Raw genomic sequence first — 26,390 nt, forward strand, 5'->3', positions numbered from 1 at the left:
GATGACGACTGCAAATACGAATCCGGAACTGGCGCCCCTGCTTGTGGCGTCGCAGAAGCCTGACTTTGACGTGTATCACGGTCGCCTGTACATCGATGGGCAGTGGCGCGATGCGGCTGACGGCGAACGCAGCGAGCGGCGCAGTCCGGCGCACGGCGACGTTGTCAGCACCTATGCCGTTGCGACGCCCGAAGACGTCCAGGCGGCGATCGACGCAGCTCATAACGCATTTCACAAAGGCCCGTGGTCCAAAATGAAGGGAGCGGAGCGTGCCCGCGTCCTGCTGGCGATCGCGGATGGCATTCAGGCTCAAGTTGAGCGTCTCGCGCTGATCGAGTCGCTGGAGAACGGCAAGCCGCTCACCCAGGCGCGAGCCGAAGTCGCCGGCTGCGTCGATCTGTGGCAATACGCAGCAAGCCTTGCCCGTACCACAAGCGGGGATGCCTACAACACCCTCGGTGAGGACATGCTCGGTCTGGTGTTGCGCCAGCCGATCGGGGTGGTCGGCATCATCACGCCGTGGAACTTTCCGCTGTGGATCCTGTGCCAGAAACTGCCGTTCGCAATGGCGGCGGGATGCACATGCGTGATCAAGCCCAGCGAACTGACGTCCGGCACGACCGTCATGCTGATGGAGATCCTCGCAAAGGCGGGCGTGCCAGCCGGCGTCGCCAACGTCGTGACAGGCACGGGCCCGAGCGTCGGCCAGCCGCTTGCTGAAAGCCCGCTAGTCGACATGCTGTCCTTCACGGGTTCGACCCGCGTGGGATCAATGCTCGCCGGGGTTGCTTCAAAGAAGCTCAAGAAAGTCGCCCTGGAACTGGGCGGCAAGAATCCCCAGATCATTTTCCCGGACTGCGACTGGGACGCCATGGTCGATGCGGTCGTGTTCGGCGTGTACTTCAACGCTGGCGAATGCTGCAACAGCGGCAGCCGGGTGCTCGTGCATGAATCCATTGTCGAGCGGTTCGCCGCTGCGGTCATCGAGCGTGCCCGTCAAGTGCCTGTCGGCGACCCGCTTCATCCCGATGCGAAGGTCGGCGCGATCGTCAGCGAGCAGCAGATGAAAGACATCCTGGGTCATATCGAGAGCGGTGTCGCGGCGGGGGCGAAGGTGCGTCTCGGCGGCGCACGTTACGCCGGTGCCGACGGCCTTTATCTGCAGCCGACGGTCCTCACTGAAGTCACGGCTGACATGAGCGCCGCAAGAGAAGAAATCTTCGGACCGGTGTTGAGCGTCATCGCTTTCCGCGACCTGGATCACGCCATCGAAATCGCCAACGACACCGCATACGGCTTGTCGGCGGCGGTGTGGAGCAGCGACATCGATACCTGTCTGAAGGTCGCACGCGGTGTCGACGCAGGGACGATCTGGGTGAACACCTTCCTTGATGGCTACCCGGAGCTCCCGTTTGGCGGCTTCAAGGCGAGCGGCGTCGGCCGCGAACTCGGCAGGCAGGCGGTGGAGGACTACACGGAGACGAAGACGATTCAACTGCACATCGGCGAACGCAAGAACCTGTGGATGCCGGCGAAGAAGTAGCTGTCACGCAACAAGCCTCAGGCGGAATGATCCGCCGGGGGAAACCTGGAAAATCCTCTCCGTAAGAGAGAGCAACCCATCTGGAGTGAGACATGTTGAGGAAGACACTTTTTGCGCTCGTTGCAGCGCTCGCCGTCAGTAGTAGCGGGACGGTATCGGCGGCCGACACAAAAACCGTCGAAGTGATGCATTGGTGGACCTCGGGCGGCGAAGCCAAGGCCCTGGAGGTGTTAAAGGACGGCTTGAAGCAGCGCGGCTATGCGTGGAAGGACGCGCCGATTGCCGGGGGCGGGGGCGAAGCAGCGCGCACGGTACTAAAAGCGCGGGTTGCATCCGGTAACCCCCCTGACGCCATCCAGATGCTCGGCTTTACGATTCCCGAGTACGCATCGCAGGATTTTCTGGCCAACCTCGATCCTGTTGCGACGAAAGAGGGTTGGGACAAGCTCGTGCCGGGTCCGATCCAGCGTTTCTCGAAGGTCGACGGTCATTGGGTCGCGGTGCCCGTCAACATCCATCGGACCAACTGGATCTGGGCGAACAAGAAGATCTTCGATGAGTTGCATCTCACGCCGCCGCAGACGTTCGACCAGCTGGTGGCCGATGCCGCTGTGATTCGCAAGGCTGGCTACATTCCGCTTGCCCATGGTGGGCAGCCCTGGCAGGAAGCAACGATCTTCGACAGCGCGGTCATGTCTGCCGGCGGCCCGAAATTCTATACCCAGGCCCTCGTCAATCTCGATGCGAATGCGCTTGGATCGAAGACGATGGAAAAGGCGTTTGACCAGATGCGCACGCTTCGTGGCATGGTCGATCCGAACTTCCCGGGTCGTGACTGGAATCTCGCGACGTCGATGGTCATCAATGGCAAGGCTGCCATGCAGATCATGGGCGACTGGGCGAAGGGCGAGTTCGCGAGCGCAGGCAAGAAGGGCAATGTCGACTACCTGTGCTTCCAGTACCCCGGCACCCAGGGCGACTTCATCTTCAACACGGACCAGTTCGCGACGTTCAAGAAGGGTGATGCCAGCCTGCCGGGCGAACGCTCGTTTGCCTCGACGGTGATGGACAAGTCGGTCCAGGCGAAATTCAACCAGATCAAGGGAGCGATACCGGCGCGTCTTGATGTGCCGCCCGACGGCTTCGACGAGTGCGGCCAGAAATCGATGGCTGACCTTCGGACAGCGCTGAAGAACGGCACGATGGTGGGCAGCTTCGCACATGGGCACGCGATGCCCGATGGTCCGAAGAACGCCGTCTATGACGTCGTCACGCATTTCTTCAATTCTAACCAGTCATCTGCCGATGCGGTGAAGCAACTGGTCGACGCTGTCAACAACGCAAAGTAGGCACTGAACCGTCTCAGAGCTCACAGCGGTGCGATGGTGCGCCGCTGTGAGGACCGATGCTCCTGAAGTAAAGGTGGTTGCCATGCACACTACACACCGGACCGCTCACGCCTCGACACAAGGCACTGTGGACGAATCCCATCTTGACGACAAACGCCGGTCGAGTCTACGAAACCGGTTTGAGCAGGCTTTGCCGAAGCTTGTGTTGTCGCCCACGTTGATCACGACGCTGATTTTCGTCTACGGCTTTATCGTCTGGACAACCTTCCTGTCGTTCACGCGCTCACGCGCCTTTGCCAATCTGCACTGGGCCGGTCTGTTGCAGTACGGACGAGTCTGGGAACATCCACGCTGGCACGTCGCCGTCACCAACCTGGGTATCTATGCGTCGTTGTACGTTGTCCTGTGCATGGCAATCGGGCTGACCCTCGCCATCCTGCTCGACCAGCGCATCAGGGCGGAAGGCGGTCTTCGGGCGATCTTCCTGTATCCGATGGCGATTTCCTTCATCGTCACCGGGACGGCCTGGAAATGGATACTGAATCCGGGTCTCGGGCTGGCGAAGCTCTTCCACGACTGGGGTTGGACCAGTTTCAGGTTCGACTGGATCATCGATAGCAGGATGGCGATTTACACCGTCGTCATCGCCGCGGTGTGGCAGGCGTCTGGCTTTGTCATGGCAATGTTCCTCGCCGGTCTGCGGGGTATCGATCAGGATATGGTCAAGGCCGCTTCGATCGACGGGGCGAGAATGCCTGCTATCTATCGACGCATCATCATTCCGCAACTCCGACCGGCTTTCGTTTCTGCATTCGTCATCCTGGTTCACCTCGCGGTCAAGAGCTATGAACTGGTCGTGGCATTGACAGGCGCAGGTCCCGGTTATTCCACCGAGTTGCCATCGACCTTCATGTACTCGTTCACCTTCACGCGAAACGAACTGGGAATGGGGGCGGCGAGTGCGGTCATGATGCTCTGCACGGTCGCGGCGATCATGGTTCCGTACCTGTATTCAGAGCTCCGTCCGCGTAGCGGCAGCGACTCGCACTAATCCGGTCAGGAGATCGTCATGTTGAAGAAAGGCTGGGACTCACCTCAAATGGTGATGGGTAAGCACAACTACGTATCGAGGATCGTGATATACGGCCTGCTGGCAATCTTTGCAGTGGTCTATCTGGTCCCGCTCGCGGTGATGATGCTGACTTCGTTCAAACCTCTTTCGGAGGTGTACAGCGGAAACATTCTCGCGCTGCCGCGAGCCTGGACGCTGGAGCCGTGGCTTAAGGCATGGGGGGAAGCCTGTGTCGGGCTCGACTGTTCGGGCGTAAAGGGCTTTTTCTGGAACTCGACGAGGATGGTGGTTTCGGCGGTTGCGATTTCCACATTCCTGGGTGCACTGAACGGATATGTGCTGACCAAATGGAGGTTCAAGGGCGACAACATCCTGTTCGGTCTCGTGCTCTTCGGGTGTTTCATACCCTTCCAGATCGTGCTTATTCCGATGGCCACGTTCCTCGGGAAGATCGGACTGGCACAGTCAATCACCGGGCTGGTTTTCGTACACGTTGTCTATGGTCTGTGTTTCACGACCCTGTATTTCCGCAACTTTTACAGTGCATTTCCCGATGAACTGGTGAAGGCCGCGATGATCGACGGCGCGCGATTCTTCAGGATCTTCCTGCGAATCCTGTTGCCGTGCTCCGGCGCCATCATCACCGTGACTGTCATCTGGCAGTTCACCAACATCTGGAATGACTTCCTCTTCGGGGCTTCCTTCACGACCGGTGGCACAGCGCCTATTACGGTAGCGCTGAACAACATCGTGAATACGTCGACGGGAGTCCGTGAGTACAACGTTCAGATGGCAGCGGCCGTGATTACTGCGCTGCCCACTCTTCTGGTCTATGTGATCGGCGGCCGCTACTTCGTGCGCGGCATGATGGCCGGTTCTGTCAAGGGGTAAGGAAATGGCTGCTCTGCATATTTCAAATGTCCGCAAGGCCTATGGCGCAACGGAAATCCTGAAGGACATCAACATCGACGTAACCGATGGCGATTTTCTTGTACTCGTGGGACCGTCTGGTTGCGGAAAATCAACGTTGCTGTCGCTTATCGCTGGACTTGACACGATCTCCGGTGGGGAAATCCGGATCGACAACGACCGTGTGAACGACCTGCATCCCAGTGAGCGGGATATCGCGATGGTGTTTCAGAGCTACGCGCTGTATCCCAACATGACGGTGGGGCAGAACATCAGCTTCGGCCTCGAGATGCGCAAGGTGCCGAAAGCGGATCGTGACAGGTCAGTCGCAGACGCTGCAAAGCTCCTGCAGATCGAGCATCTGATGAAGCGGCGCCCCGGCCAGCTGTCGGGCGGTCAGCGTCAGCGCGTCGCGATGGGCCGGGCGCTGGTGCGCGACCCAAAAATCTTCCTGTTCGACGAACCCCTGTCCAATCTGGATGCAAAGCTGCGCGTCGACATGCGCACGGAAATCAAGAAGCTGCATCAACGGCTCGGCGCCACGATTGTGTACGTGACTCACGACCAGATCGAAGCAATGACTCTCGCGACACGTATCGCGGTCATGAAAGGCGGGGTGATCCAGCAGTTCGGCACGCCAGCGGAAATTTACGGCACGCCAGCCAATACCTTTGTTGCGACGTTCATGGGCTCTCCGTCGATGAACCTGATTCCGGCCGCGCTCTCGGCCCGGAACGACACACTCGTTGTGACGATGGGGGAAGGCGGTGCCGCGATCAGTCTCGATCTTCCGCCCCAGCCAGCCGCGGTTGCCCGATACGTGGGGAAGAAGGTCATCGCCGGCCTTCGGCCCGAAGCAATCGGTGTGGAAAGCTCGCGGATCCCCGCTGCGGTGCGCGAGGTAGCCGTGAAGGTGCTGGTCATGGAGCCGACCGGACCGGACACGCTGGCTGCCCTCGAAATGGGCGGCTTCGAGGTTGCAGCCAGACTTGGCGCGGACATACCGCACAGTCCTGGCGAGCATTGCAACCTGCAGGTCGACCTGTCGAAGCTGGTCCTGTTCGACGCGCAAACGGAAGAGAGGATAGCGTGATGCACGCAGATGTCGTCGTCATCGGCTCGGGCGTAGGCGGGAGCGCCATAGCGCTCCAGCTCGCCGGAACCGGCGCCCGTGTCCTGGTGATCGAGCGGGGAGACAATCTTCCCCGCGAACTGCAGAACTGGGACGCGGAAGCCGTGTTCGGCCAGCTTCGGTATCGCACGCGCGACACGTGGCTCAATGGCGAGGGCAAGCGCTATCGTCCCGGGCAGTACTACTTTGTGGGCGGGCATACGAAGTTCTTCGGCACCGCGATGTTCCGGCTGCGTGAAAAGGACTTCGAAGAACTGGCGCATGAGGAAGGCGTGTCACCTGCATGGCCCATCACTTACCAGGACCTCGAAAAATACTACGACCTGGCCGAGAAACTCTTCGGCGTCAGAGGCGCCGCTGGTCAGGATCCCACCGAGCCTCCGAGGTCAGGTAACTATCGTCACGGGCCGGTACCTGACGAGCCTGTGATTGCCCGGCTTCGGGAGAGACTTCGCGAGCAGGGTCTGCATCCGTTCTTTATGCCGGCTTCAGTCGACTTCGGCGACGACGGCAAGTGCGTGCGCTGTGGCACGTGTGACGCGTTCCCTTGCCGCGTTGACGCAAAAGGAGACGCCGAAATCTGCCTTCTATGCCCCGCCCTGAATAAAGGAGGCGTATCCCTGCTGACTGGCGCACGGGCGACGCGACTGGTGACCGACCCGACGGGACGAAAGATTTGCAGCGTCGAGGTTGAAACACGGGATGGCCCGCTGACCGTGACTGGCGACACATTTGTCGTGGCGGCAGGGGCGATCAATAGTGCCGCGCTGTTGCTTGCATCAGCCAACGACAAGTTTCCGAACGGGCTCGCGAACACGTCGGGAGCGGTAGGCCGGTACTACATGAACCATAACTGCACCGCGATTCTGGCGATCGACCCGAGGACCGTCAACGACACGCGATTTCCGAAAACGCTGTCGGTCAACGACTTTTACTTTGGCGGCGCGCATGACCGGTGGCCGCTGGGCAATCTGCAGATGCTGGGGAAAATCCGCGAACCGATGCTTCGTGGCGCGCTCCCCTATGTTCCGCGGACGGTTCTGGAATACATCAGCCGTCACAGTGTCGATCTTTACGCGATGTCGGAAGACTTGCCGAGCGCGGACAGTCGCGTCGAACTGACGTCGTCCGGCGACATCCAACTGACGTGGCGACGCACCAATCTCAAACCGCATGAGCGCCTCGTGCGAAAGACGAAGCGTCTGCTCAAGGATGCGGGGTATCCGCTGGTCGTCAGCAGACGGTTTGGCGACGACACGCCTTCCCATCAGTGTGGGACGGTCCGGTTCGGCCATGACGACGGGTCTGCGCCGCTCGATCCGTTCTGCAAGGCTTATGACCACCAGAACCTGTACGTCGTCGATGCGAGCTTTTTTCCTTCCTCTGCCGCGGTCAATCCCGCGCTGACGGTCGGAGCACAGGCTCTGCGGGTCGGCGAACACCTTCGCTCCAGGCTCACCGGCAACGGGGCAGCCAGTGGAACCCACGCTTTTGAAGGAGGCAGTCATGCCTGACGATGCAATGCAGTCTCCCACAGCGCTCGTTACAGGCGGGCGCCGAGGAATAGGGCGAGCGATCTCAGTAGAACTGGCGTCACGTGGCTACGACGTAGCCATCACGGACGTGATCGACGACGACGATACGGCTCTGACGCTTCGCGCGATTGAGGACCAGGGACAGCGGTCCCTGTTTGTCCAGTCGAACCTGCAGGAAGTCGAATCACACGTGGAAGTGCTTGAACGTGTGCTGGCGTGGTGCGGCAATCTGGATTGTCTGGTGAACAACGCGGGAATCGGCTCGCCTGCGCGCGGGGATCTGCTGGATGTCGCCTCGGAGGCGTTCGACACCGTGCTGGGAGTGAATCTGCGCGGCACCTTCTTCATGACGCAGGCGGTGGCGCGGCATATGTTGAGCGCCGAAACGGATCGCCCCCGCTCTATTGTCACGGTCTCTTCGGTATCAGCCACGATGGCGTCGCCCGAGCGGGCTGAGTATTGCCTCTCGAAGTCCGCGTTGCCAATGATGACAAAGCTGTTCGCGCTACGTCTTGCCAAAGCAGGCATCCCTGTTTTTGAAGTGAGGCCCGGCATTATCAGAACCCCGATGACCGGTCCCGTGGCGCAGAAGTACGAAGCGCGCTTCAAGGATGGGCTCGTTCCAATGAACCGCTGGGGGGAAGCTGAGGATGTCGCGAAGGCGGTCGGCCAGCTTGCGGGCGGGGCGTTGCAGTTTGCCACAGGCAGCGTACTGCACGTTGACGGTGGTCTCTCGATTTCTGCCTTTTGAAGGTGAGCAGCATGAAAACGGACAGCTACGACTACATCATTACGGGCGGTGGCTCGGCCGGTTGCGTACTGGCGAATCGCCTGAGCGCCGATCCTTCCGTGACGGTTCTGCTGCTTGAGGCAGGCGGCGGCGACCGGAACCCCCTGTTTCACATGCCCGCAGGTTTCGCGAAGATGACTAAAGGCATTGGTTCGTGGGGCTGGTATACCGTGCCGCAAAAGCATCTGAAAGACCGTGTCTTGCGCTTCACGCAGGCGAAGGTGATCGGTGGCGGCTCATCGATCAACGCGCAGATCTATACGCGCGGCGTTCCAGCAGATTACGACGAGTGGGAAAGCCTCGGCAGCGCGACGGGTTGGAGCTACCGCGACGTGCTGCCTTATTTCAAACGATCGGAGAACAATCAGCGCTTTGCGAATGAGTACCACGCCTATGGTGGCCCACTTGGGGTGTCGAACCCGATCAGCCCTCTGCCGATTTGCGAAGCGTTCTTCCAGTCCGGTCAGGAGATGGGCATACCATTCAACGCCGACTTCAACGGCGCGCAACAGGAAGGACTCGGCTACTACCAGTTGACACAGCTCGACGCCCGGCGTGCATCGGCATCCGTCGGCTTCCTGGATCCGATCCGCGGGCGGCCTAACCTCACGGTCAGGCTACAGTCCAAGGCACTGCGTGTGATCGTCGAAGGGAGGCGCGCCGTCGGGGTCGAACTGGTGAGTGGAACCGATCGCACGCCAGTGGTCGCGCGAGCCAAACGCGAAGTGATCGTGTCGTCTGGGGCCATCGGGTCCCCCAAGCTGCTCATGCAATCGGGCATCGGCCCGGCCGATCATCTGACTTCGGCCGGTGTTCGTGTCGTGCACGAAATGCCTGGAGTCGGCTCCAATCTGCAGGATCATCTCGACCTGTTCGTCATCGCCGAGTGTACGGGCGATCACACTTACGACAGGTACAACAAGCCGCACCATGCGGCGTGGGCGGGGCTGCAGTACCTGCTTCTCAAGAAGGGTCCGGTCGCGTCCAGCCTGTTCGAGACTGGCGGCTTCTGGTACGCCGACGGAATCGCTTCAACACATGCCCGGTCGCCCGACATCCAGTTCCATCTGGGCCTCGGCTCGGGAATTGAAGCAGGCATGGCGAAGCTTCCCCATGGCGGAGTTACTTTGAATACCGCATACCTTCGTCCTAAATCGCGTGGAAGCGTACGTCTGGCCAGTGCCGATCCGGCGGCAGCGCCGCTGATCGATCCGAACTACTGGTCTGAGCCCGAAGACCGCGATGCAGCCATCAAGGGCTTGCGCCTCGCGCGTGAGTTGATGAATCAGCCGGCGCTGAAGCGCTTTGTGAAGAAGGAAATCCTGCCGGGTGTGAAGGTCAACACGGACGAAGAGCTGTTTGACTACGCCTGTGCCAATGCAAAGACCGATCACCATCCCGTCGGCACGTGCCGGATAGGACCGCCGGACGACGAGCACAGCGTCGTGACACCTGACCTGCGCGTGATTGGCATTGACGGACTCCGGGTGGTGGACGCCTCGGTGATGCCATTCATTCCGTCGTGTAACACCAATGCACCGACCATCATGATCGCGGAGAAGGCCGCCGATCATATCCTCGGGCGCATCCCGACGCCCAACGCCGTGCGTACCGAACGAGGCGTGAACACGGCTCCGACTTCGACCGCTTTTTGAGAGATACCCCTATGAAACTCCTTCTTCCAGCCCGTAACGGCGAATTGACCTCCTACACATTGAAAAACGTGGAGGAGTATGTCGCGCCGCAGTCGCACTACGAGTTCAGCCGTGTGGCATACGCGGCCGCCCATGTGGTGGTCGACCCCGCTCGCGACTATGAGCCGTGGTCGGATGCCCCAGCGATCGATTGGGACAGGACGCTTGCGTTCCGGAGCTATCTGTACGGCCTTGGATTCAAGGTGGCAGAAGCCATGGACACCGCGCAGAGAGGCATGGGCGTGGGCTGGAAGACGGCCTCCGAGCTCATCCGCCGCAGCATTGCCCACGCACGCACGATCCCTGGCGCGGACCTCGCCTGTGGCGCGGGTACCGATCATCTGGACGATCGACACCGGCATAGCCTGTCAGACGTGGTTCAGGCGTACAGGGAGCAATTCGAAGTCGTGCAGTCGGCGGGCGGCCGGGCCATCATGATGGCGAGTCGCGCGCTGTGCGCCGCAGCCCGTTCGCCCGACGACTATAAGAATGTGTACGACGCTGTACTGGCCGAGAGTCGCAACAAGGTCGTTCTTCACTGGCTGGGCGAAGCATTCGACGCTTCCCTCGCGGGATACTGGGGCAGTAGCGACGTTCGCGCGGCGATGGCAACCGTACTCGACATCATCCGCCTTCACGCGGGCAAGATCGAGGGCATCAAGATTTCGTTGCTGAATGCCGAATACGAGTGCGAGCTTCGTGCGCAATTGCCGGATGGCGTGCGGATGTACACCGGTGACGACTTCAACTACGGCGACCTGATTGCAGGTGACAGCACCGGTGTCTCGCACGCCTTGCTGGGCATTTTTGACCCGATTGCACCAGTCGCTGCGAAAGCGCTGGACCAGTTGGCCAGAAACGATATCGCGGCCTACCACAACACGATGCGCCCCACAGTGGCGCTATCGCGCGAGCTTTTTTGTTCGCCGACACAGTACTACAAGGCGGGGGTTGTCTTCCTCGCATGGCTCAACGGACATCAGGACCATTTCTCGATGGCTGGCGGCATGGAGTCGGCACGGTCGGCGCTGCATTTCGCCGACGTATTCCGGAAGGCGGACGGCTGTGGGGTGTTGATCAAGCCCGAACTCGCCATGCAGCGAATGAAAGCCTTCCTGCGCGTGCGTGCAGGGATTGACCAATGATCTGTGGGGCAGTGGCTGCGGACTGGATCGTACCGTGAGAGGGTGAGATGCCGAATAGAGCCTTGGGTTTGAAAGATGAGACGTTCGAGGAACAGGCAATACGAACGATGTTGCCCACTTTCAACGCGGAAATCGCGCGCAAGCTCGGAGAGATCGTCGTGAATATCGCCTCCCGGCGCGGTCTTTCCATCGCCGTGAGCGTGGTTCATCCGCGCAGCGCGCTCTTCTATTGCGCGCTGGAAGGCAGTTGCGCCGACAACGCTCAATGGATTCGCCGCAAGGAGAACACTGTCTTTCACTTTGGCAGGAGTTCTCTGGAGGTCGGCGTCATGTTCGCCCAAGAGGGGTGGTCACTGTCCTCACATGGGTTGTCCGGGCAGGAGTACACGCTGTTCGGCGGAGGCGTGCCTCTTCGGATAGCCAACGCGGGCATCGTCGGCGCGATGTCGGTGTCCGGGCTGGACCACGTTAAGGACCATGAACTGGTGATCGAGGCGTTGTGCTGGCACCTCGGGATTCCACATATCGAGTCAGTGTTGTCATATTCGCAAGCCGTCCGTATGCAGGAAAGGGAGCAGGTACATGTTGAACATTGAAGAGGTTGGCAGCAGAGGAGACGACCGGATGAAAGCTGACACGATAGAACTGGCGGCTGGCAAGTCGCACGTAGTGCAGACCGCGGGAATGGCGGATCTTCGCCGCGTGATTGCCGCGAGCACGGCGGGCAGCGCAATGGAGTGGTACGACTTCAGTATCTACGGCACGGCGTCGGCCCTGATTTTTGCCGACCTGTTTTTCCCCGGGTTGAGTAAGGCTGCCGGCCTGCTGGCCATTTTCGGCGCGTACGCTGCTGGCTTCTTCGCCCGTCCCTTTGGAGGCCTTTTCTTCGGATGGCTGGGCGATAGACTCGGTCGGAAACTCGTACTGGTTGCCACCGTGCTGCTGATGGGCGGATCGACGTTCTTAATCGGGCTGTTGCCGACGTATGCTACAGCGGGTGTATGGTCGACCGTGCTGCTGGTGGCCCTACGGCTTCTTCAGGGGTTCGGCGCGGGCGCGGAGCAGGCGGGCGCTTCGCTTATTGTGTCGGAGTTTGCGCCACCGTCGCGTCGAGGCTTCTACGCGGCGCTGCCATTCGCGGGCTGCATTCTTGGGATCCTGCTTGCCGGCGCGATGTTCACGCTTGTGCAGCGACTGCCGAAGGATGAGTTCATGTCCTACGGCTGGCGGATACCCTTCCTCTTCAGTGCGCTTGTGGTCGTCACCGGCATCATCATTCGCATGCGCGTGAAAGAGAGCCCGGTCTTCGAGGAAATCAGGCGATCAGGCCATACAAGCGACCGCCCGGTCAGGGACCTGCTTTCCGAGTCGCCTCGAAGGCTGCTCGTCGCATTCGGGCTGCGTGTGGGAGAAAACGGCTCGTCGTACCTGTATCAGGTGTTCGCGCTCAGTTATCTGACGAAGATATTGCTTGTCGACAAGTCGATCGGAACGCTTGGCATCACGATTGCAGCGGGCCTGGCGGTTGTGACGATTCCGCTCATGGGCTGGCTGTCTGATCGATTTGGCCGTCGCCTGATGTATCGGCTTGCGGCGCTGTTCACCTGCGTCTGGGCGTTTCCGGCCTTCTGGCTCTTCAATACGAGGGACCCGTTCTGGATCATCGTGAGCATGGCCGTTGCGATTGGCGTTGGTGTCTTTGGAATGTATGGGGTGCAGGGAGCGTATTTCCCGGAGCTGTTCAGTGCGCGATACAGATATACAGGCGTTGCTGTGAGCAAGGAGTTCGCAGCTGTCGCATCGGGCGGCGTGGCGCCGTTCATTGCTGCCGCACTGATTGGTTGGTCACACGGCGCCTACTGGCCGATAGCGCTGTATATCGTGTTTCTGGCTGGTATCACGTTTGTCGCGACATTCTTCGCGCCTGAAACTCGCGGTATCGATCTGAACATCTGATGCCTTGCGCTCTGCTTGCCGGTGCAGAGACGTTGTGCGCCGCAGGAAGGAAGTCGATGAGCAACGCTTTGGAGTCGGCTCCCCGGCGCGCGTCCTGTCGCGCTGGGATGGTTCTGCGGTGAAGTCGCCGCTGGGTCCAGTGAGTCTCGTCACGTGTACGGGCCATGCGTATGCCGCATTTCGCAATTCGCTGCTTCGCAAGTGGCTGTCAGTGCACCACGCTCGAAAAAGAAGCGATGAATGGGTTCGGGGGTTTCAGGCCGCCGAATAGAAACCCGCTGTCGCAGATTTAGCCACCTTCACGAGCACACCTCGCTCGCCACGCGGCACGGGGCCTCGCGCGCTGCAACCGAAAAAGCGAGCAGGGACGCCAGGCTTGCGAAGAGCAAGACGCAGATCATTGCCATCGCCGAGTTGTTGCCACCGAGAGCAACCAGTGCCGTGCACACTGCGCCGAAAGCCATTTGAATAAACCTATAAAGACCTGATGCGGACCCAGCGAACGCAGCGTTCGCATTGATCGCTCCGGTCAGGGAAAAAAGGCTGGCGAGGCCCGTACTGAAGATGAACACGAGCATTGCGGAAGTGATCACGGTGGGCGTGAAAGCGTGTTCCAGATAGGCGATCAACAACGCCAACGACGCAACGACCATGATCATGCCGGCCGATACGAGCACCCGCGAGGCAGGCACTCGCCCGGCGACGAATCTCGCAATCAGGCTGCCGCACCCCAGACCGAAAATCACGCACAGATACACAAGCCCGAAGGCGCGGGTGGAAACCCGAGTTGCTGGATGAATATGAAAGGCGACGCGGCGACAAAGGCGTAAAAGCTTGTTGTCGCGAACGCTCCGCCCAACGCGTGAGAAGAAAACGTGCGGGAGCGCAGTAATGCAAGGTAACTCAGCGCGTACGCACGTCGCGCGCCGCGGGGCACGCGCGACGTGCGTTTCCGGCAATGACAGCGTCGTCACGCACAGCACGGCGGCGTTCGCGATGCTCAACGCACCCAGAACCCAGCGCCATCCGAATGTCGCCGTCGTGCGCGATTGTCCTCCCAAGGACCAGTCCGACGCAGCCGCCGAGTGCCTGCGCCACTCGCGCCGCGACCAGCGCGCCGAGGGAAGGGCTCAACGAAGCTGCGACGCTAGCAACCGTGTAGAGCACGAGGCCGAGCAGGAGCACGGGCCTGCGTCCGAACCGGTCGGAGATGGGACCGTAGATCAGTTGACCAATCGACAGGCCGACGATATAGAGCGTAGTAGTAAGTTGCGCCGACGCTGCAGTTGCATGAAATTCGCGTGCCACTCCGGGAAGCGGGGGTGCGGCGGAAATCCTGGACTCGTTTCTGGATTTGCCAGGCTGGTCAGCCCTACGATGGCATATGGTTCAAGCTGGCATCGGCGGGAACACTCGCCGACAGCTATCTCGTGTTTGCATCGCTTGCCTGCGCATTTGGGCCGGTCGTAAATGTGAACATGACCTAGCATCAGCAGCCCCCTGGCTAGCCGTTTTCAGCCGTCCCACTATGGGAGAGGTGGCTGTCAGTGCGCAGCAGGCATCGTTCGCGTGCGTGACGGTCGATAGCGCATGTCGCCGATGCAGCCACCACACATTGGGAACAGAATTGTTTGTCTGAGCGCGCAACGCAATCAGATTTATTTGTTCTGCTATGCCTGTGAAGCCGTAGAGACCGTGGTTGACGCAGGCCATCGTTTCGGCCGCTCGGGCGAGGTAAATTTTTCAACTCTCAGCGCTCGTTTTCATCGATGCGGCACGTCCCAGAAAGATCTTTCAGAACAACGACTTGCGCTTGGGTCAGATCTATTTGTAGCTGTCCGCGTGCACAAAGCTAGGCTCTAGATCAGTTTGCTTTGTCTAAATCCGCCACGTCAAGTTTGTTTGTTGCGGATCAGGTTTTGTTTGTACGTCACCACCAGAAAGGGAGATGACCTGTTAGACGGGTAAATTCCTATTACCTGCAAAACGAATAATTTGCATTTACTCGTAAAACAGCTAAAATGCTGATAGCCGTCAGACAGGTAATCCCGGATGAAACAAACTCTGTTCAACGCTTCCCAGCTTGGTCGAATTTTGCGCTCTGCGCGCCGCGCGAGGAACCTTTCGCAGGCCGAAGCCGCGTCGCGTATAGGTCTCAGTCAGAGTCGACTGTCCGCCATGGAGATCGACTCAAAGTCGGTGACGGTAGAACAGCTTCTCACGCTTGGCGCGCTCTATGGGCTGGAACTGGTGGTCCAAAGTAAAGGCGAAGGAGTTTCAACGGCACAAACGGACTGGTAAGCATGGGCCGGAAATCACATTCGCGTGCACTTTCAATATGGGCGAACGGAGAGCGCGTTGGATCGTGGCGTATCCCGACCCGGGGCGACACTGAACTACGATACGATCGCGCCTGGATGGACTCGCCATCGGGCCGACCGCTCTCGCAGTCGTTGCCTTTCGGGGTAGACGACTCGCCGCTCACGGGCGCGATAGTCCGCAACTTCTTCGACAATCTCCTGCCGGATAGCCAGGCTATCCGGCGCCGACTGGCCACACGTTTCAAGACCGAATCTCTTGACGCCTTTGACCTGCTGGAGGCCATAGGACGCGACTGTGTCGGCGCGGTGCAAATCCTCGCGGAGGAGGCGATCCCGGAAGGATTCGACCGCGTCGAGGGCACTGCCATGTCGGAAGAGGACATCGAGCGGCTGCTCGAGCGGACTGTTTCGGTCCAGGGTCCCGGTGCTGCCGCGAGTGACGATGACTTCCGCATTTCTCTAGCCGGTGCGCAGGAGAAAACCGCTCTTCTAAGGCATCACGGCAGGTGGATGCTACCGCACGGAGCGACGCCAACTACTCACATCCTGAAATTGCCCTTGGGGCTTGTCGGGAACAAGAAGGCTGACTGGTCCACGTCCATCGAAAACGAATGGCTTTGCCTCAATTTACTGAAGGGATACGGGCTGCCCGTTCCCGAATGCGAGATCCTGACTTTCGGCAAACAGAAGGTGCTCAGCGTTCAGCGATTCGATCGTCGCATGCATCCCAGAGGCCAATGGATTATGCGGCTGCCGCAGGAGGATTTCTGTCAGGCACTTGGCAGACCGCCGCACTTAAAATATGAGTCAGACGGCGGACCTGGGATGGCCGACATTGCCGCCATTCTTCGACATTCTGACCGCGCGGAGCAGGACCTTGAGACGTTCCTTTCAGCGCAGATTCTATTCTGGTTGCTGGCCGCGCCAGATGGTCACGCAAAAAACTTCAGCATCCATCTGCATGCAGGCGGCCGCTACAATCTGACGCCTCTTTATGACGTGATGTCCATCTGGCCGGTCGAGGGCGACGGTGGCAATCAATGGTCGTGGCACAAGGCGAAACTTGCCATGGGTGTTGCCGGCAAGAAGAGGCACTACCTGCTGAAGGATATTCAGCGCCGCCATTTCAACGCGATGGCTCCACGATGCTTCTATGGCCCCGATGCTGAGGCGATCATCGGCAGACTCATCGAGCAAACACCCGCTGTCGTCGACAAGGTTGCTGCGATCCTTCCGGCGGGGTTTCCGGCCAGGGTCGCGGACAACATCCTCGCGGGCCTCAGGGCATCCGTGGACAAACTCGCAGCGATGCCGGCCAAATAGGACGCTCGTGAGGACCCGTGGCACGGCGGTCCCGAGCACCTCCTTTCAGCAGAACTGCCGCGGAAACTATCAATGAACCGCCACGTTGGTAAAGATATGCCCGATCGACGGCGCCTTGTCATTCAGCGAATCCCCTCACTCTGTCCATGAGGACCTCTATGGACATGGTCACAGCCGGACGGTTACTTTGTGTATTCGGCAATATCTACTATCCTGCAGCAATGGTGTGAGAAATGAACGCGACACGCGAATCGTCGCCAGGGTGGAGGCATGGCCATTACATCAAGGTGACATTGTTCACGAAGGGTGAACTGGCTTGAAGCTGGTAGCGTCAGCCCCATGATCGGGATCTGCTTTCACCGTCGGATCTATTCCGGACGTGGTTTCCTGACAGCACACCCAAGGGACATCGCATATGAAAAGGCCTGAGTCACCGCAGCCGGTCACGATGATCGAAGCGCTCATCCCGGTCGCCGGCCTGATCGTACTGGTCGGGTTGTCCTACTACCTGTTCGGCGACGCAGGCGCCGGCGGCCCAAACCAGGTGGCGCTGGTGGTGGCCACGATGATCGCAGTGTTCATCGGCTGGGGCCGCGGGCACTCGCTGGCTTCTCTGGGTGAAGCCGCGAGCGCGAGTGTCACTACGGGTATTGGCGCCATCTTCATCCTGTTTGCGGTCGGCGCACTCGTCGGTACCTGGGCGCTCAGCGGCACCATCGTGGCCATGGTGTATTACGGGCTTCAACTGCTCAGCCCGAATTACTTCTACGTCACTGCTGCCGCCATCTGCGGCATCGTCTCGTTCAGCATCGGAAGCTCATGGACCGTCGCTGGCACGATCGGAATCGGCCTCATAGGCATAGCGCAGAACATGGGACTGAACCCCGCCATCGCGGCCGGCGCGGTGATCTCCGGCGCGTATTTCGGTGACAAGTCTTCGCCGCTCTCGGACTCAGCCAATCTTGCCGCCGCCGGCGTCGATCTGTACGAACATGTGCGCGAGACGCTGCTGACTTCAGTGGTTGCGATGGTGATCACGCTGGCCGTGTTCTTCATGCTTGGCTGACCGGGCGATTTCGACGCCAGCGCCAAGATCTCGGCCATGCAGGGTGCGTTCCATATCTCGCCAGTACTGTTCCTGCCTCTCATCCTTGTCACTGTCCTGGCGCTTTTCAGGTGTCCGCCGTTCACCGCCATCTTTCTCGGCGCGCTCGCCGGGGGCGTGCTCGCCGTGATTGTGGCCCCCGAACGGGTAATCGCGTTCGCTGCGGCGCGAGAGGGCGTGCCAGCATGGATCGCGGCCATCAAGGGCGTCTGGCTCGCTCTTGCGAGCGGCTACAAGGCGTCGACCGGTTCCCCGACGCTCGACGTGCTGGTGACGCGCGGCGGCATGGAGAGCATGCTAAACACGATCTGGCTGATCATCACAGCACTCGCCTTCGGCGGTGTGGCCGAAAAGTGCGGCGTGATCGAACGCCTGATTTCCCCGATCATCGAGAAGGCGAAGACCGCCGGTGCGCTGGTCGCCTCGCTGGTTGCCGCCGCAATCGCGACGAACATCGTGACCGCCGACCAGTTCATCGCAGTCGTCCTTCCAGCGCGGATGTTCAAGGATGCTTTTGCCATGCGCGGTTTTGCGCCTGTGGTGCTTTCACGCGCCGTCGGCGACACGGCTACAACCACCGGCTCGTTGATCCCATGGAACAGCTGCGGTGCCTATATGGCGGCAACGCTCGGGGTGGGCACGCTCAGTTATGCGCCGTATGCTGTGTTTTGCTTCGTGAGCCCGCTTCTGACGGTGGCCATCGCGTGCGCTGGCATCAGGATGCCGCGCCTTCCGGTAACGAGTTAGGCGCGTGTCGGACAAAAGCGGCGCCGATCTCGCCGCATATTTGTGCGAGCCCGCATCTCGACCACGCGGCAGCGCGCGATATCGGTTTTCGCTGCGTCTGGATCGATCGTGGGACGGTCCCGCGCGTTGTTGCCCGACTACACGCCCAATGCAACGCTCGCCACACTTGATCAGGTGCCGACGCTCTTTACTTCGCTCGGCTGGTAACTTTCAGGGGCAACCATCATGGCGCATACACTTTCATCCATCGGCTCGATGGCGCCGTCGCGCAACGTGCGACTTGATTCCGACGTTATCGTGCAGGCACGTATCGAACTGGCGGCATGTTTTCAGCTCGCGGCGCAGCGAGGTTTCGAAGAGGGAATCTGCAATCACTTTTCGGCTGTTGTCCCGGGACATAGCGACCTGTTTTTTGTGAATCCGTATGGATATGCTTTCGCCGAGATCACTGCGTCACGGCTTCTGGTTTGCGATTTCGACGGGCACGTCGTTGCTGGCGAAGGTAAGCCCGAAGCGACTGCGTTTTATATCCATGCGCGGTTGCATCGGCTGATGCCACGCGTGAAGGCCGCTTTTCATACACATATGCCGAACGCCACAGCGCTCTGCCTGCTGGAGGGGCCGCCGCTGTTGTGGCTCGGGCAGACGGCGTTGAAGTTCTACGGCCGCACGGCCGTCGATGAGCATTACAACGGCCTGGCGCTGGACGAGTCGGAAGGTGACCGTATCGCTGCGGCGATCGGCGATGCGGACATCCTGTTCCTGAAGAATCACGGTGTGATGGTGCTTGGCTCCAGTATCGCCGAAGCGTGGGACGACCTGTATTACCTGGAGCGTGCGGCGGAGGTCCAGCTCAAAGCGATGAGTAGCAATCGGGCACTCAAGCCTGTGCCGCCCGATGTGGCGCAGCGCGCTTACGACCAGATGCGTCTCGGAGATAAAGAAAGCGCTCGCGCGCACCTCGACAGCGCGATGAGGGAACTACACAGGCACGGGATTGCGTTCGACAGGTAAGCCCCAGGAGGCGAAATAGACGTCGGTTTCATAGACCGCCGTGTCCCGCGCCCGGGATGCACCCGTGCAACGCGTGATGACGTGTCTCGCAACCCGACCTCTGCGGCAATAAGCAGTCGCTCGTCAAGCCCACGTCAGCATCTCCTGTGTACGGATCGCCGACAGTCCAACGTTTGATTTCCGTTGGCGCGCGATGGCGGTCACACCGTGACGGAACCTGCCTAGTGCAGGATTTTTGCCAGGAAGTCCTTAGCCCGATCTGACTTCGGATTCGCGAAGAACGCTTCCTTGCGGTCGTCCTCAACGATCAGACCTTTGTCCATGAAGATCACGCGATGCGCGACCTTCTTCGCAAAGCCCATTTCGTGCGTGACGCACATCATCGTCATGCCTTCCTGCGCGAGTTCGACCATCACGTCGAGTACCTCGTTGATCATCTCGGGATCGAGCGCGGAAGTGGGTTCGTCGAACAGCATCGCGATCGGGTCCATCGACAGCGCGCGCGCAATCGCCACCCGCTGCTGCTGGCCGCCCGACAGCTGCCCCGGATACTTGTCCGCATGCGCACGCAGGCCCACGCGATCCAGCAGCTTCAAACCCTTCGCATTGGCTTCGTCTTTCGAGCGGCCGAGCACCTTGATCTGTGCGAGCGTCAGGTTTTCCGTAATCGACAGATGCGGGAACAGTTCGAAGTGCTGGAACACCATGCCGACTTTCGAGCGCAGCTTCGACAGGTTGGTCTTCCTGTCGCCGACCGACTGGCCATCGATCGTGATTTCGCCCTGCTGGAACGGCTCGAGACCGTTCACCGCCTTGATGAGGGTTGACTTGCCCGAACCCGACGGACCGCACACCACCACCACTTCACCCTTTTTGACTTCCGTCGTGCAACCGGTCAGCACCTGAAACTGTCCGTACCACTTCGAAACATTGTTGATTGAGATCATTGTGAAATCCATTCCTGGTTGAGTTCCGTGGAACAAGCCACGAAGGGAAAAGCTCGTAGAACCGCAAGAACCAGTCGCATCCGGGCCATTGTCACCGGCGCTCCTTCGCGTGTTGCATCTGCTCCAACCTGCGCGCGTACAACGTCAGCGGAAAGCACATGGCGAAGTAGATCAATGCGACCATCCCGTAAATTGGAAACGGGCGGAACGCCGTGTTGGTGATCATCGAGCCGGTCTTGGTCAACTCAATGAAGCCGATGATCGATGTCAACGCCGTGCTCTTGACCACCTGCACCAGAAAGCCAACGGTCGGCGCCACCGCGATCTTCTTCGCCTGGGGCCACACGATGTAGCGCAACTGCTGGCTGAACGTCATGCCGAGACTCGCGCCTGCGGCCCACTGCCCGCGCGGCACCGCCTCGACGCAGCCGCGCCAGATATCGGCAAGATAGGCGCTGGTGTAGAGCGTCAGCGTTACCGTCGCAGCGGCCCACGGCGACACGTCCACGCCGAGCAACGGCAAGCCGAAAAACGCGAGGAACAGTTGCATCAGCAACGGTGTGCCCTGGAAAAGCTCCACATAGACCGTGACGATACGGCGCAGCCACGGCAACGGCGATACGCGCATCGCCAGCAACAGAAGTCCGACTGCACCGCCGCACACGAAGGCGATCAGCGACAGCAGCACGGTCCAGCGCGCGGCAAGCAGCAGATTGCGCGCGATATCCCACAACGTGAATTCGTTCATGACAGGCGCTCCGTTGTCAGCGTCTGTGCGCGACGCCAGACGAACCGTGTGATCCAGTTTCGACGCACATCGGTCGTGCGTGGCGTGCGTGGCGTGCGTCCCGCAAAAAGGCCCCGGCCCAACCGGTTCAGCAATTGCCGCAAGACGATCGACAGGAACAGGTACGTCGCCGTGACGATCAGATAGCTCTCGAACGAGCGGAAGTTGCGCGACTGGATGAAATTCGCCGCGTAAGTCAGATCGGGCACTGAGATCTGCGATACGACCGCCGAACCGAGCATGACGATCAGCACCTGGCTCAACAACGCGGGAAACACATTGGCGATCGCTTGCGGCAGGACTATATGGCGGAACACCTGACGCCCCTGCAAGCCCAGTGCGTGGGCGGCCTGCACCTCGCCGCGGGGAATCGAGTCGATGCCGGCGCGCACGATTTCGATGGCGTACGCGCCAAGATTGACCGTCATCGCGAGGATCGCCGCTTGTACTTCGTCGATATGGATGCCCAGACCCGGCAACCCAAAGAACACAAAGAACAGTTGCACGACGAACGGCGTGTTGCGTATCAGTTCAACGTAGGCGGCAACCAGCGTGCGGGCCCAGCGCGGCCCGGCGACGCCGATGCAGGCACCCGCGATACCGACCAGCCCGCCCAGCACGGTCGATACCGCAGTGAGCCCCAGGGTGACGGCGACGCCACGCGCGAGCATGTCCGCGTAAAAACCGAATCCGCTGAAATCGAATGCATAGCTCATGGTGTGTCGCTCATGGTCAGGTTGGGTCGGTCCGGAAAGCGCGTCATCAAAGATCGGCCGGCAACGGCGCGCGCAGCCACTTCTCGGAAATCGTGTTCATCGTGCCATCCTTGCGGGCGCGGGCAATCGTCTCGTTGACCTTCTGCTGCAGGCGCTGCTCGTTCTTGTTCAGGCCGACGTGATCGGGCGAACTGAACAGCTTGAATTTCTGCTCCGGATCATTCGCCGGGTGACGCGCGAGGATCGTCGCCCCCACGTCGTTGCCGACCACCATCAACTGGGCCTGCCCGGAGAGGAAGGCGGAAATCGCACCGTTCGGATCGTCGAAACGCTTGATCGCGGCCGTCGGCGGGGCGATTTTGCTGATGCTCAGATCTTCCAGGGTGCCGCGGGCGACCGAAACGCTCTTGCCCGCGAGGTCGCTGGCATTCCTGACCGTCAGTGTCTTCGGCCCGAATACCGCGAGGTAATACGGCGCGTATGGTTGCGAGAAGTCGATGACTTTCTCGCGCTCCGGCGTCTGGCCGACGGAGAGCAGCATGTCGGTCTTGTGGTCCGCGAGGTAGGCCATGCGGTTGTCGCCCGTTACCGGAACCAGTTCGACCTTCGCGTTAAGCGCTTTGCCGATGAGGTCGGCAACGTCGATGTCATAGCCTTGCGGCTTCATGTCCGGACCGATCGAGCCGAATGGCGGATAGTCCTCGAATACGCCGATTCGCACAACGCCAGACTTCGCAATCGAATCCAGCGCATCGGCATGGGCGGCCGGCGCGAATGCCGACAGCGCGGCGACGCCCGTGAATGCCAGCGACGCGGCGGCCATGGCGAACACGCGCCGGGTGCGCCGTGAGAGGGAGTGAAGAGTGGTCATGGTCGTTCCTCTTTCGAAAATAGGGGTGTCGGAAGAATTCAGTGAGCAGCGCGCGTTGCGATCGATTTGCATCACCAGGCCCTTTGGGCCGGCAGGTTAATCGGCATGACGAAGCGTCAGCACCTGCTTGATTTCCTGGAAGGCGGCCAGTCCGAACGGGCCCAGTTCGCGCCCGATGCTGCTGCGCTTGAAGCCGCCCCACGAGGTCTGCGGATAGATCACCTGCGGCGTGTTGACCCACACCACGCCGGCCTCCAGCGCGCGCGCGACGCGTTCGCCGCGAGCCTCGTCGGCAGTGACTACGGTCGCCACCAGCCCATAGTTGCTGTCGTTGGCGACGTCTACGGCTTCCTGTTCCGTGTCGAATACGCGCACGCACAGGACCGGGCCGAATATCTCATCGCGCCACAAAGCGCTTGTCGGGGGCACATCGGCAAAAATCGTCGGCGCGATGAAAAAGCCGTGTTTCGGTGCGCCGGCTGGTCGGCCGCCGCCGGTTACGAGCCGGGCACCGTCGGCAATGCCCTGTTCGATATGGCCGAGCACCCGTTCGAACTGTGCACGGTTCACGAGCGGCCCCATCTGCACGCCCGGCGCAAACGGGTCGCCGACGACGATCCGCTCCGCACGCTCGACCAGCCTCGCCAGCAACCTGGGCGCGAGTTCGCGCGCCACCAGTACCCGGCTCGTCGCGGAACACATCTGCCCGCTGTTGAAGAAGCCGCCCACCTCGACCAGGTCGACCGCGAGGTCAAGGTCGGCGTCGTCGAACACCATGATCGACGACTTGCCCCCGAGTTCCAGGCTCACGCCCTTGAGCGTATCGGCGGCCGTCTTCATCACCGTCTGACCGACCCCTGTGCTGCCGGTAAACGATACCTTCGCGACGTCCGGATGCGCGACGAGCGGCGCACCCACATCGGTACCTGTGCCCGTCACGGCGTTAAAGACACCCGCCGGCAAACCGACTGATGCGATTGCCGAGGCCAGCTCGAGCTCCGGCAACGGTGTGATTTCGGACGGCTTGAGCACGACGGTGCAGCCGGCCGCAAGCGCCGGGGCGAGCTTCCAGGCCGTCGTCACCATCGGGAAATTCCACGGGACGATCAGCGCCGCCACGCCGCACGGTTCGCGGCAAATCCGTGCACGTTGTTCGGTGCTGGGGATGCTGACTTCTTCGCCGGTTGAGTCGTGCAGCCGCTCGGCCAGCTGGGCGTAATAGCGGAACGTCGCGATCACGTCGTCGACATCCATGTGCGCCTCACTCTGCGGCTTGCCATTGTTCAGGGATTGCAGCATGGCGAGACGCTCGCGCCGCACCTCGACTTCCGCCGCGATGGCATGCAGGTAGCGTGCGCGCGCAGCGCCGGTCGTGTGCCGCCACGCACGGAACGCGCGGGCCGCACCGGCCACCGCCCGTTCAACGTCATGTGCGGTGCCTGCCGCCACATCGGCGAGCCATTCCCCAGTTGCCGGGTTGAGCACTGGAATTCGCCGGCCCTCGGCGCCGTCAACCCAGCCGCCGTCGATATAGAGCTGCGTGAGGAACGACATGTCGTTTGGCGCATTCATGCCGGACCTCCCGACACATGGTCGAACCACTTCTGTTCATCGATCTCGATCAAAGTGGGCACGCGGCGCCCTGCGGCCTGCCTGAGTTCGTTCGCCAGCACGGCCGGCGTATCGGCCGACGCGGCACAGCAGCCGAAGCCGCGCGCGAGCGCAAGGAAGTTCGGCGTGCCGATGTCGACGCCAATCGGCTCGATATCGCGTTCGATCATGTATTTCCTGATTTCGGCATAGCCGCGGTTGTTCCACAGCAGCACGATCACCGGCACGGCGGCTTCGACGGCGCTCGCCAGTTCCGGCAGCGTGAACTGCAGGCCACCGTCGCCGATCAGGCAGATCACGGCGCGGTTGCCGGACGCGAGCCGCGCGCCGATCGCGGCCGGCAACCCGTAGCCCAGCGTGCCGTAGCCTGTTGATGAGTTGAACCACGACCTGGGGGCGGCCGCCTCGTAGACGAAATTGCCAGCGTAGACCGGGCGTGTCGAATCGCCCACGATGACCACCTCGGGCAGGGTGTCCGATATCGTGTCCAGCAGCACCGCCTGCGAGCGAATCGGCGCGTCGTAGCCGGCGTTGACCGCGGCGCGCACGGTACGCACACGCGGCGCGCCCCAGCCCGCGTCGCGCGGCGGCAACGGGCGCGTGGCGAGCCTGCTGTCCAGTGCGGTGAGCGCGAGCTTCGCGTCAGCCACGATGGCCACATCGGGCCGGAAATTGCGCATGACCTGTTGGGGGTCGATGTCGATCCTGACCAGCTTGCCGTCGATGGCGAACCCATCGTCGAATACCACGTCGTAGTCGGTCTCGCCTAGTTCGGTGCCCACCGCAAGCACCACGTCGGCCTCGCGCACCAGGGCGCGCGTCGCGGCGAGCGACTGGGTCGAACCGATCGACAGCGCATGGCCGCGCGGCAGCAGACCCTTCGCGTTGATCGTCAGCGCCACCGGCGCCTGCAAACGTTCAGCGAGCGAGCACAACTCAGCGGCGGCCTCGATCGCTCCGCCGCCTGCCAGAATCAGCGGCCGTCGCGCGGAGGCGAGCAAGGCGGCAGTCGCATCGAGTGCGGCCGGTGCCCCGGCCGGCTTCGCCGGAAGCACTACGCTGCTGGACGTCATTGCGGTCGCGGGCGCCACGATCACGTCGAGCGGAATCTCGATGTGGACCGGCCGCGGCCGCTCGGACGCAAACACCGCGAACGCGCGGGCCAGCACTTGCGGCAGTTCGTCCGCATTTAGCAGCGTGTGGGAGAACGCTGTGAGCCCCGCGAATACGCCGCGCTGCGACGGCAGTTCGTGCAGCCGGCCGGCGCCGCTGCCGAGCTGGCGCGTGGCGTTGACGCTGGAAATGACGAGCATCGGGATCGAGTCGGCATAGGCCTGCGCCATCGCGGTCGCGATATTCGTCATGCCCGGCCCGGTGATAACAAAGCACACGCCGGGCTTGCCCGTCACGCGTGCATAGCCGTCGGCCATGAACCCCGCGCCCTGCTCATGACGGGGTGTGACGTGGCGCAGCGACGACCCCGCCAGCCCACGATACAGCTCGACCGTATGGACGCCGGGAATGCCGAACACCAGGTCGACCCCGTACTGTTCGAGCAGCCTCACGAGCGCTTCACCGCAAGTCTGCATACTGACCGGCCGGGGCTGGCTGCGCCCGCGCGCATGGCCGAAGAGCGAAGTGGTATCAGGAGAGTTCATGAGATCCCTGCGTATTGACCGGTTGCCGCTGCATGCCTGTCTCCGGAGTTGGTGTGTGCGTCCATTCTTGCTTCGTGACTCACGCACTGCAAACGATGCATTTGCATGCTCGCCATGTTCCAGGCTCATGGCTCCAGTCAAGAGCGTGATACCTTCAGACGAAAC

22 protein-coding genes and 2 pseudogenes are annotated in these 26,390 nt (G+C 61.0%); 16 read left to right on the plus strand and 8 right to left on the minus strand.

Features of this window, described 5'->3' with window-relative positions; all coding sequences use genetic code 11:
• The first annotated feature begins 1 nt into the window (after nt 1).
• The 11 genes from P3T23_RS16045 (at nt 2) to P3T23_RS16095 (ending at nt 13,125) form a co-directional block, all read left to right on the plus strand.
• Nucleotides 2-1,543, plus strand: coding sequence for an aldehyde dehydrogenase family protein (locus tag P3T23_RS16045; RefSeq protein WP_429317147.1), 1,542 nt, complete (start codon nt 2-4; stop codon nt 1,541-1,543).
• A gap of 92 nt (nt 1,544-1,635) precedes the next feature.
• Nucleotides 1,636-2,892 carry an ABC transporter substrate-binding protein gene (locus P3T23_RS16050; protein ID WP_429317148.1) on the plus strand — a complete coding sequence of 419 codons (1,257 nt, stop codon included), beginning with the start codon at nt 1,636-1,638 and terminating at the stop codon, nt 2,890-2,892.
• Nucleotides 2,893-2,974: 82 nt separating this feature from the next.
• Entirely contained in the window at nt 2,975-3,943 is a 969-nt protein-coding gene (locus P3T23_RS16055; RefSeq protein ID WP_429317149.1) for a carbohydrate ABC transporter permease, read from the plus strand.
• An 18-nt stretch (nt 3,944-3,961) separates the two neighbouring features.
• Entirely contained in the window at nt 3,962-4,855 is an 894-nt protein-coding gene (locus tag P3T23_RS16060; protein WP_429317150.1) for a carbohydrate ABC transporter permease, read from the plus strand.
• 4 nt (nt 4,856-4,859) lie between these two features.
• Complete coding sequence (locus P3T23_RS16065; RefSeq protein WP_429317151.1) at nt 4,860-5,966, plus strand: ABC transporter ATP-binding protein; 1,107 nt, start codon at nt 4,860-4,862, stop codon at nt 5,964-5,966.
• Nucleotides 5,966-7,519: an FAD-dependent oxidoreductase gene (locus P3T23_RS16070; RefSeq protein ID WP_429317152.1), complete on the plus strand. Its 1,554-nt coding sequence runs from the start codon at nt 5,966-5,968 to the stop codon at nt 7,517-7,519. The genes P3T23_RS16065 and P3T23_RS16070 overlap by 1 nt, the downstream gene beginning before the upstream one ends.
• Nucleotides 7,512-8,291: a 3-ketoacyl-ACP reductase gene (locus P3T23_RS16075; protein ID WP_429317153.1), complete on the plus strand. Its 780-nt coding sequence runs from the start codon at nt 7,512-7,514 to the stop codon at nt 8,289-8,291. The genes P3T23_RS16070 and P3T23_RS16075 overlap by 8 nt, the downstream gene beginning before the upstream one ends.
• Nucleotides 8,292-8,302: 11 nt before the next feature.
• Complete coding sequence (locus P3T23_RS16080; protein ID WP_429317154.1) at nt 8,303-9,985, plus strand: GMC family oxidoreductase; 1,683 nt, start codon at nt 8,303-8,305, stop codon at nt 9,983-9,985.
• Nucleotides 9,986-9,996: 11 nt separating this feature from the next.
• Nucleotides 9,997-11,169 (plus strand): dihydrodipicolinate synthase family protein, encoded by a 1,173-nt coding sequence (locus P3T23_RS16085; protein ID WP_429317155.1) that lies wholly within the window; start codon nt 9,997-9,999, stop codon nt 11,167-11,169.
• A 47-nt stretch (nt 11,170-11,216) separates the two neighbouring features.
• Nucleotides 11,217-11,765 (plus strand): heme-degrading domain-containing protein, encoded by a 549-nt coding sequence (locus P3T23_RS16090; RefSeq protein ID WP_429317156.1) that lies wholly within the window; start codon nt 11,217-11,219, stop codon nt 11,763-11,765.
• A gap of 28 nt (nt 11,766-11,793) precedes the next feature.
• The gene (locus P3T23_RS16095) at nt 11,794-13,125 is read left to right on the plus strand and encodes an MFS transporter (protein ID WP_429317157.1); all 1,332 of its coding nucleotides are present in this window, start codon (nt 11,794-11,796) and stop codon (nt 13,123-13,125) included.
• A gap of 299 nt (nt 13,126-13,424) precedes the next feature.
• On the opposite strand, the gene P3T23_RS16100 is transcribed toward P3T23_RS16095, so the two are convergent.
• The gene (locus P3T23_RS16100) at nt 13,425-13,871 is read right to left on the minus strand and encodes a hypothetical protein (RefSeq protein ID WP_429317158.1); all 447 of its coding nucleotides are present in this window, start codon (nt 13,869-13,871) and stop codon (nt 13,425-13,427) included.
• A gap of 157 nt (nt 13,872-14,028) precedes the next feature.
• Nucleotides 14,029-14,511 carry an MFS transporter gene (locus tag P3T23_RS16105; RefSeq protein ID WP_429317242.1) on the minus strand — a complete coding sequence of 161 codons (483 nt, stop codon included), beginning with the start codon at nt 14,509-14,511 and terminating at the stop codon, nt 14,029-14,031.
• Nucleotides 14,512-15,177: 666 nt separating this feature from the next.
• Between P3T23_RS16105 and P3T23_RS16110 the strand changes: the two genes are divergently transcribed.
• From P3T23_RS16110 to P3T23_RS16130, 5 genes and pseudogenes are all read left to right on the plus strand, one after another.
• On the plus strand, nt 15,178-15,426 hold the full coding sequence (locus P3T23_RS16110) for a helix-turn-helix domain-containing protein (RefSeq protein WP_429317159.1): 249 nt from the start codon (nt 15,178-15,180) through the stop codon (nt 15,424-15,426).
• Nucleotides 15,427-15,428: 2 nt separating this feature from the next.
• Nucleotides 15,429-16,769 (plus strand): type II toxin-antitoxin system HipA family toxin, encoded by a 1,341-nt coding sequence (locus P3T23_RS16115; protein WP_429317160.1) that lies wholly within the window; start codon nt 15,429-15,431, stop codon nt 16,767-16,769.
• 871 nt (nt 16,770-17,640) lie between these two features.
• Nucleotides 17,641-18,621, plus strand: a pseudogene (locus P3T23_RS16120) (Na+/H+ antiporter NhaC family protein).
• A gap of 35 nt (nt 18,622-18,656) precedes the next feature.
• Nucleotides 18,657-18,828 (plus strand): annotated as a pseudogene (locus P3T23_RS16125) (haloacid dehalogenase type II); the annotation flags it as partial.
• Nucleotides 18,829-18,846: 18 nt separating this feature from the next.
• The gene (locus tag P3T23_RS16130) at nt 18,847-19,635 is read left to right on the plus strand and encodes an aldolase (protein WP_429317161.1); all 789 of its coding nucleotides are present in this window, start codon (nt 18,847-18,849) and stop codon (nt 19,633-19,635) included.
• 221 nt (nt 19,636-19,856) lie between these two features.
• On the opposite strand, the gene P3T23_RS16135 is transcribed toward P3T23_RS16130, so the two are convergent.
• The 6 genes from P3T23_RS16135 to P3T23_RS16160 form a co-directional block, all read right to left on the minus strand.
• Complete coding sequence (locus tag P3T23_RS16135) at nt 19,857-20,582, minus strand: amino acid ABC transporter ATP-binding protein (RefSeq protein WP_429317162.1); 726 nt, start codon at nt 20,580-20,582, stop codon at nt 19,857-19,859.
• A gap of 91 nt (nt 20,583-20,673) precedes the next feature.
• Nucleotides 20,674-21,330, minus strand: coding sequence for an amino acid ABC transporter permease (locus P3T23_RS16140; protein WP_429317163.1), 657 nt, complete (start codon nt 21,328-21,330; stop codon nt 20,674-20,676).
• Nucleotides 21,327-22,085 (minus strand): amino acid ABC transporter permease, encoded by a 759-nt coding sequence (locus tag P3T23_RS16145; protein WP_429317164.1) that lies wholly within the window; start codon nt 22,083-22,085, stop codon nt 21,327-21,329. Before P3T23_RS16145 ends, P3T23_RS16140 begins: the two co-directional genes overlap by 4 nt.
• A 46-nt stretch (nt 22,086-22,131) precedes the next feature.
• Nucleotides 22,132-22,956 (minus strand): transporter substrate-binding domain-containing protein, encoded by an 825-nt coding sequence (locus tag P3T23_RS16150; RefSeq protein ID WP_429317165.1) that lies wholly within the window; start codon nt 22,954-22,956, stop codon nt 22,132-22,134.
• 96 nt (nt 22,957-23,052) lie between these two features.
• On the minus strand, nt 23,053-24,528 hold the full coding sequence (locus P3T23_RS16155) for an aldehyde dehydrogenase family protein (protein WP_429317166.1): 1,476 nt from the start codon (nt 24,526-24,528) through the stop codon (nt 23,053-23,055).
• Nucleotides 24,525-26,225 carry a 5-guanidino-2-oxopentanoate decarboxylase gene (locus P3T23_RS16160; RefSeq protein WP_429317167.1) on the minus strand — a complete coding sequence of 567 codons (1,701 nt, stop codon included), beginning with the start codon at nt 26,223-26,225 and terminating at the stop codon, nt 24,525-24,527. The genes P3T23_RS16155 and P3T23_RS16160 overlap by 4 nt, the downstream gene beginning before the upstream one ends.
• Nucleotides 26,226-26,390 lie beyond the last annotated feature (165 nt).

It is taken from the genome of Paraburkholderia sp. GAS448 (assembly GCF_050435685.1).
In the GTDB taxonomy this organism is placed as follows: Bacteria; Pseudomonadota; Gammaproteobacteria; order Burkholderiales; family Burkholderiaceae; genus Paraburkholderia.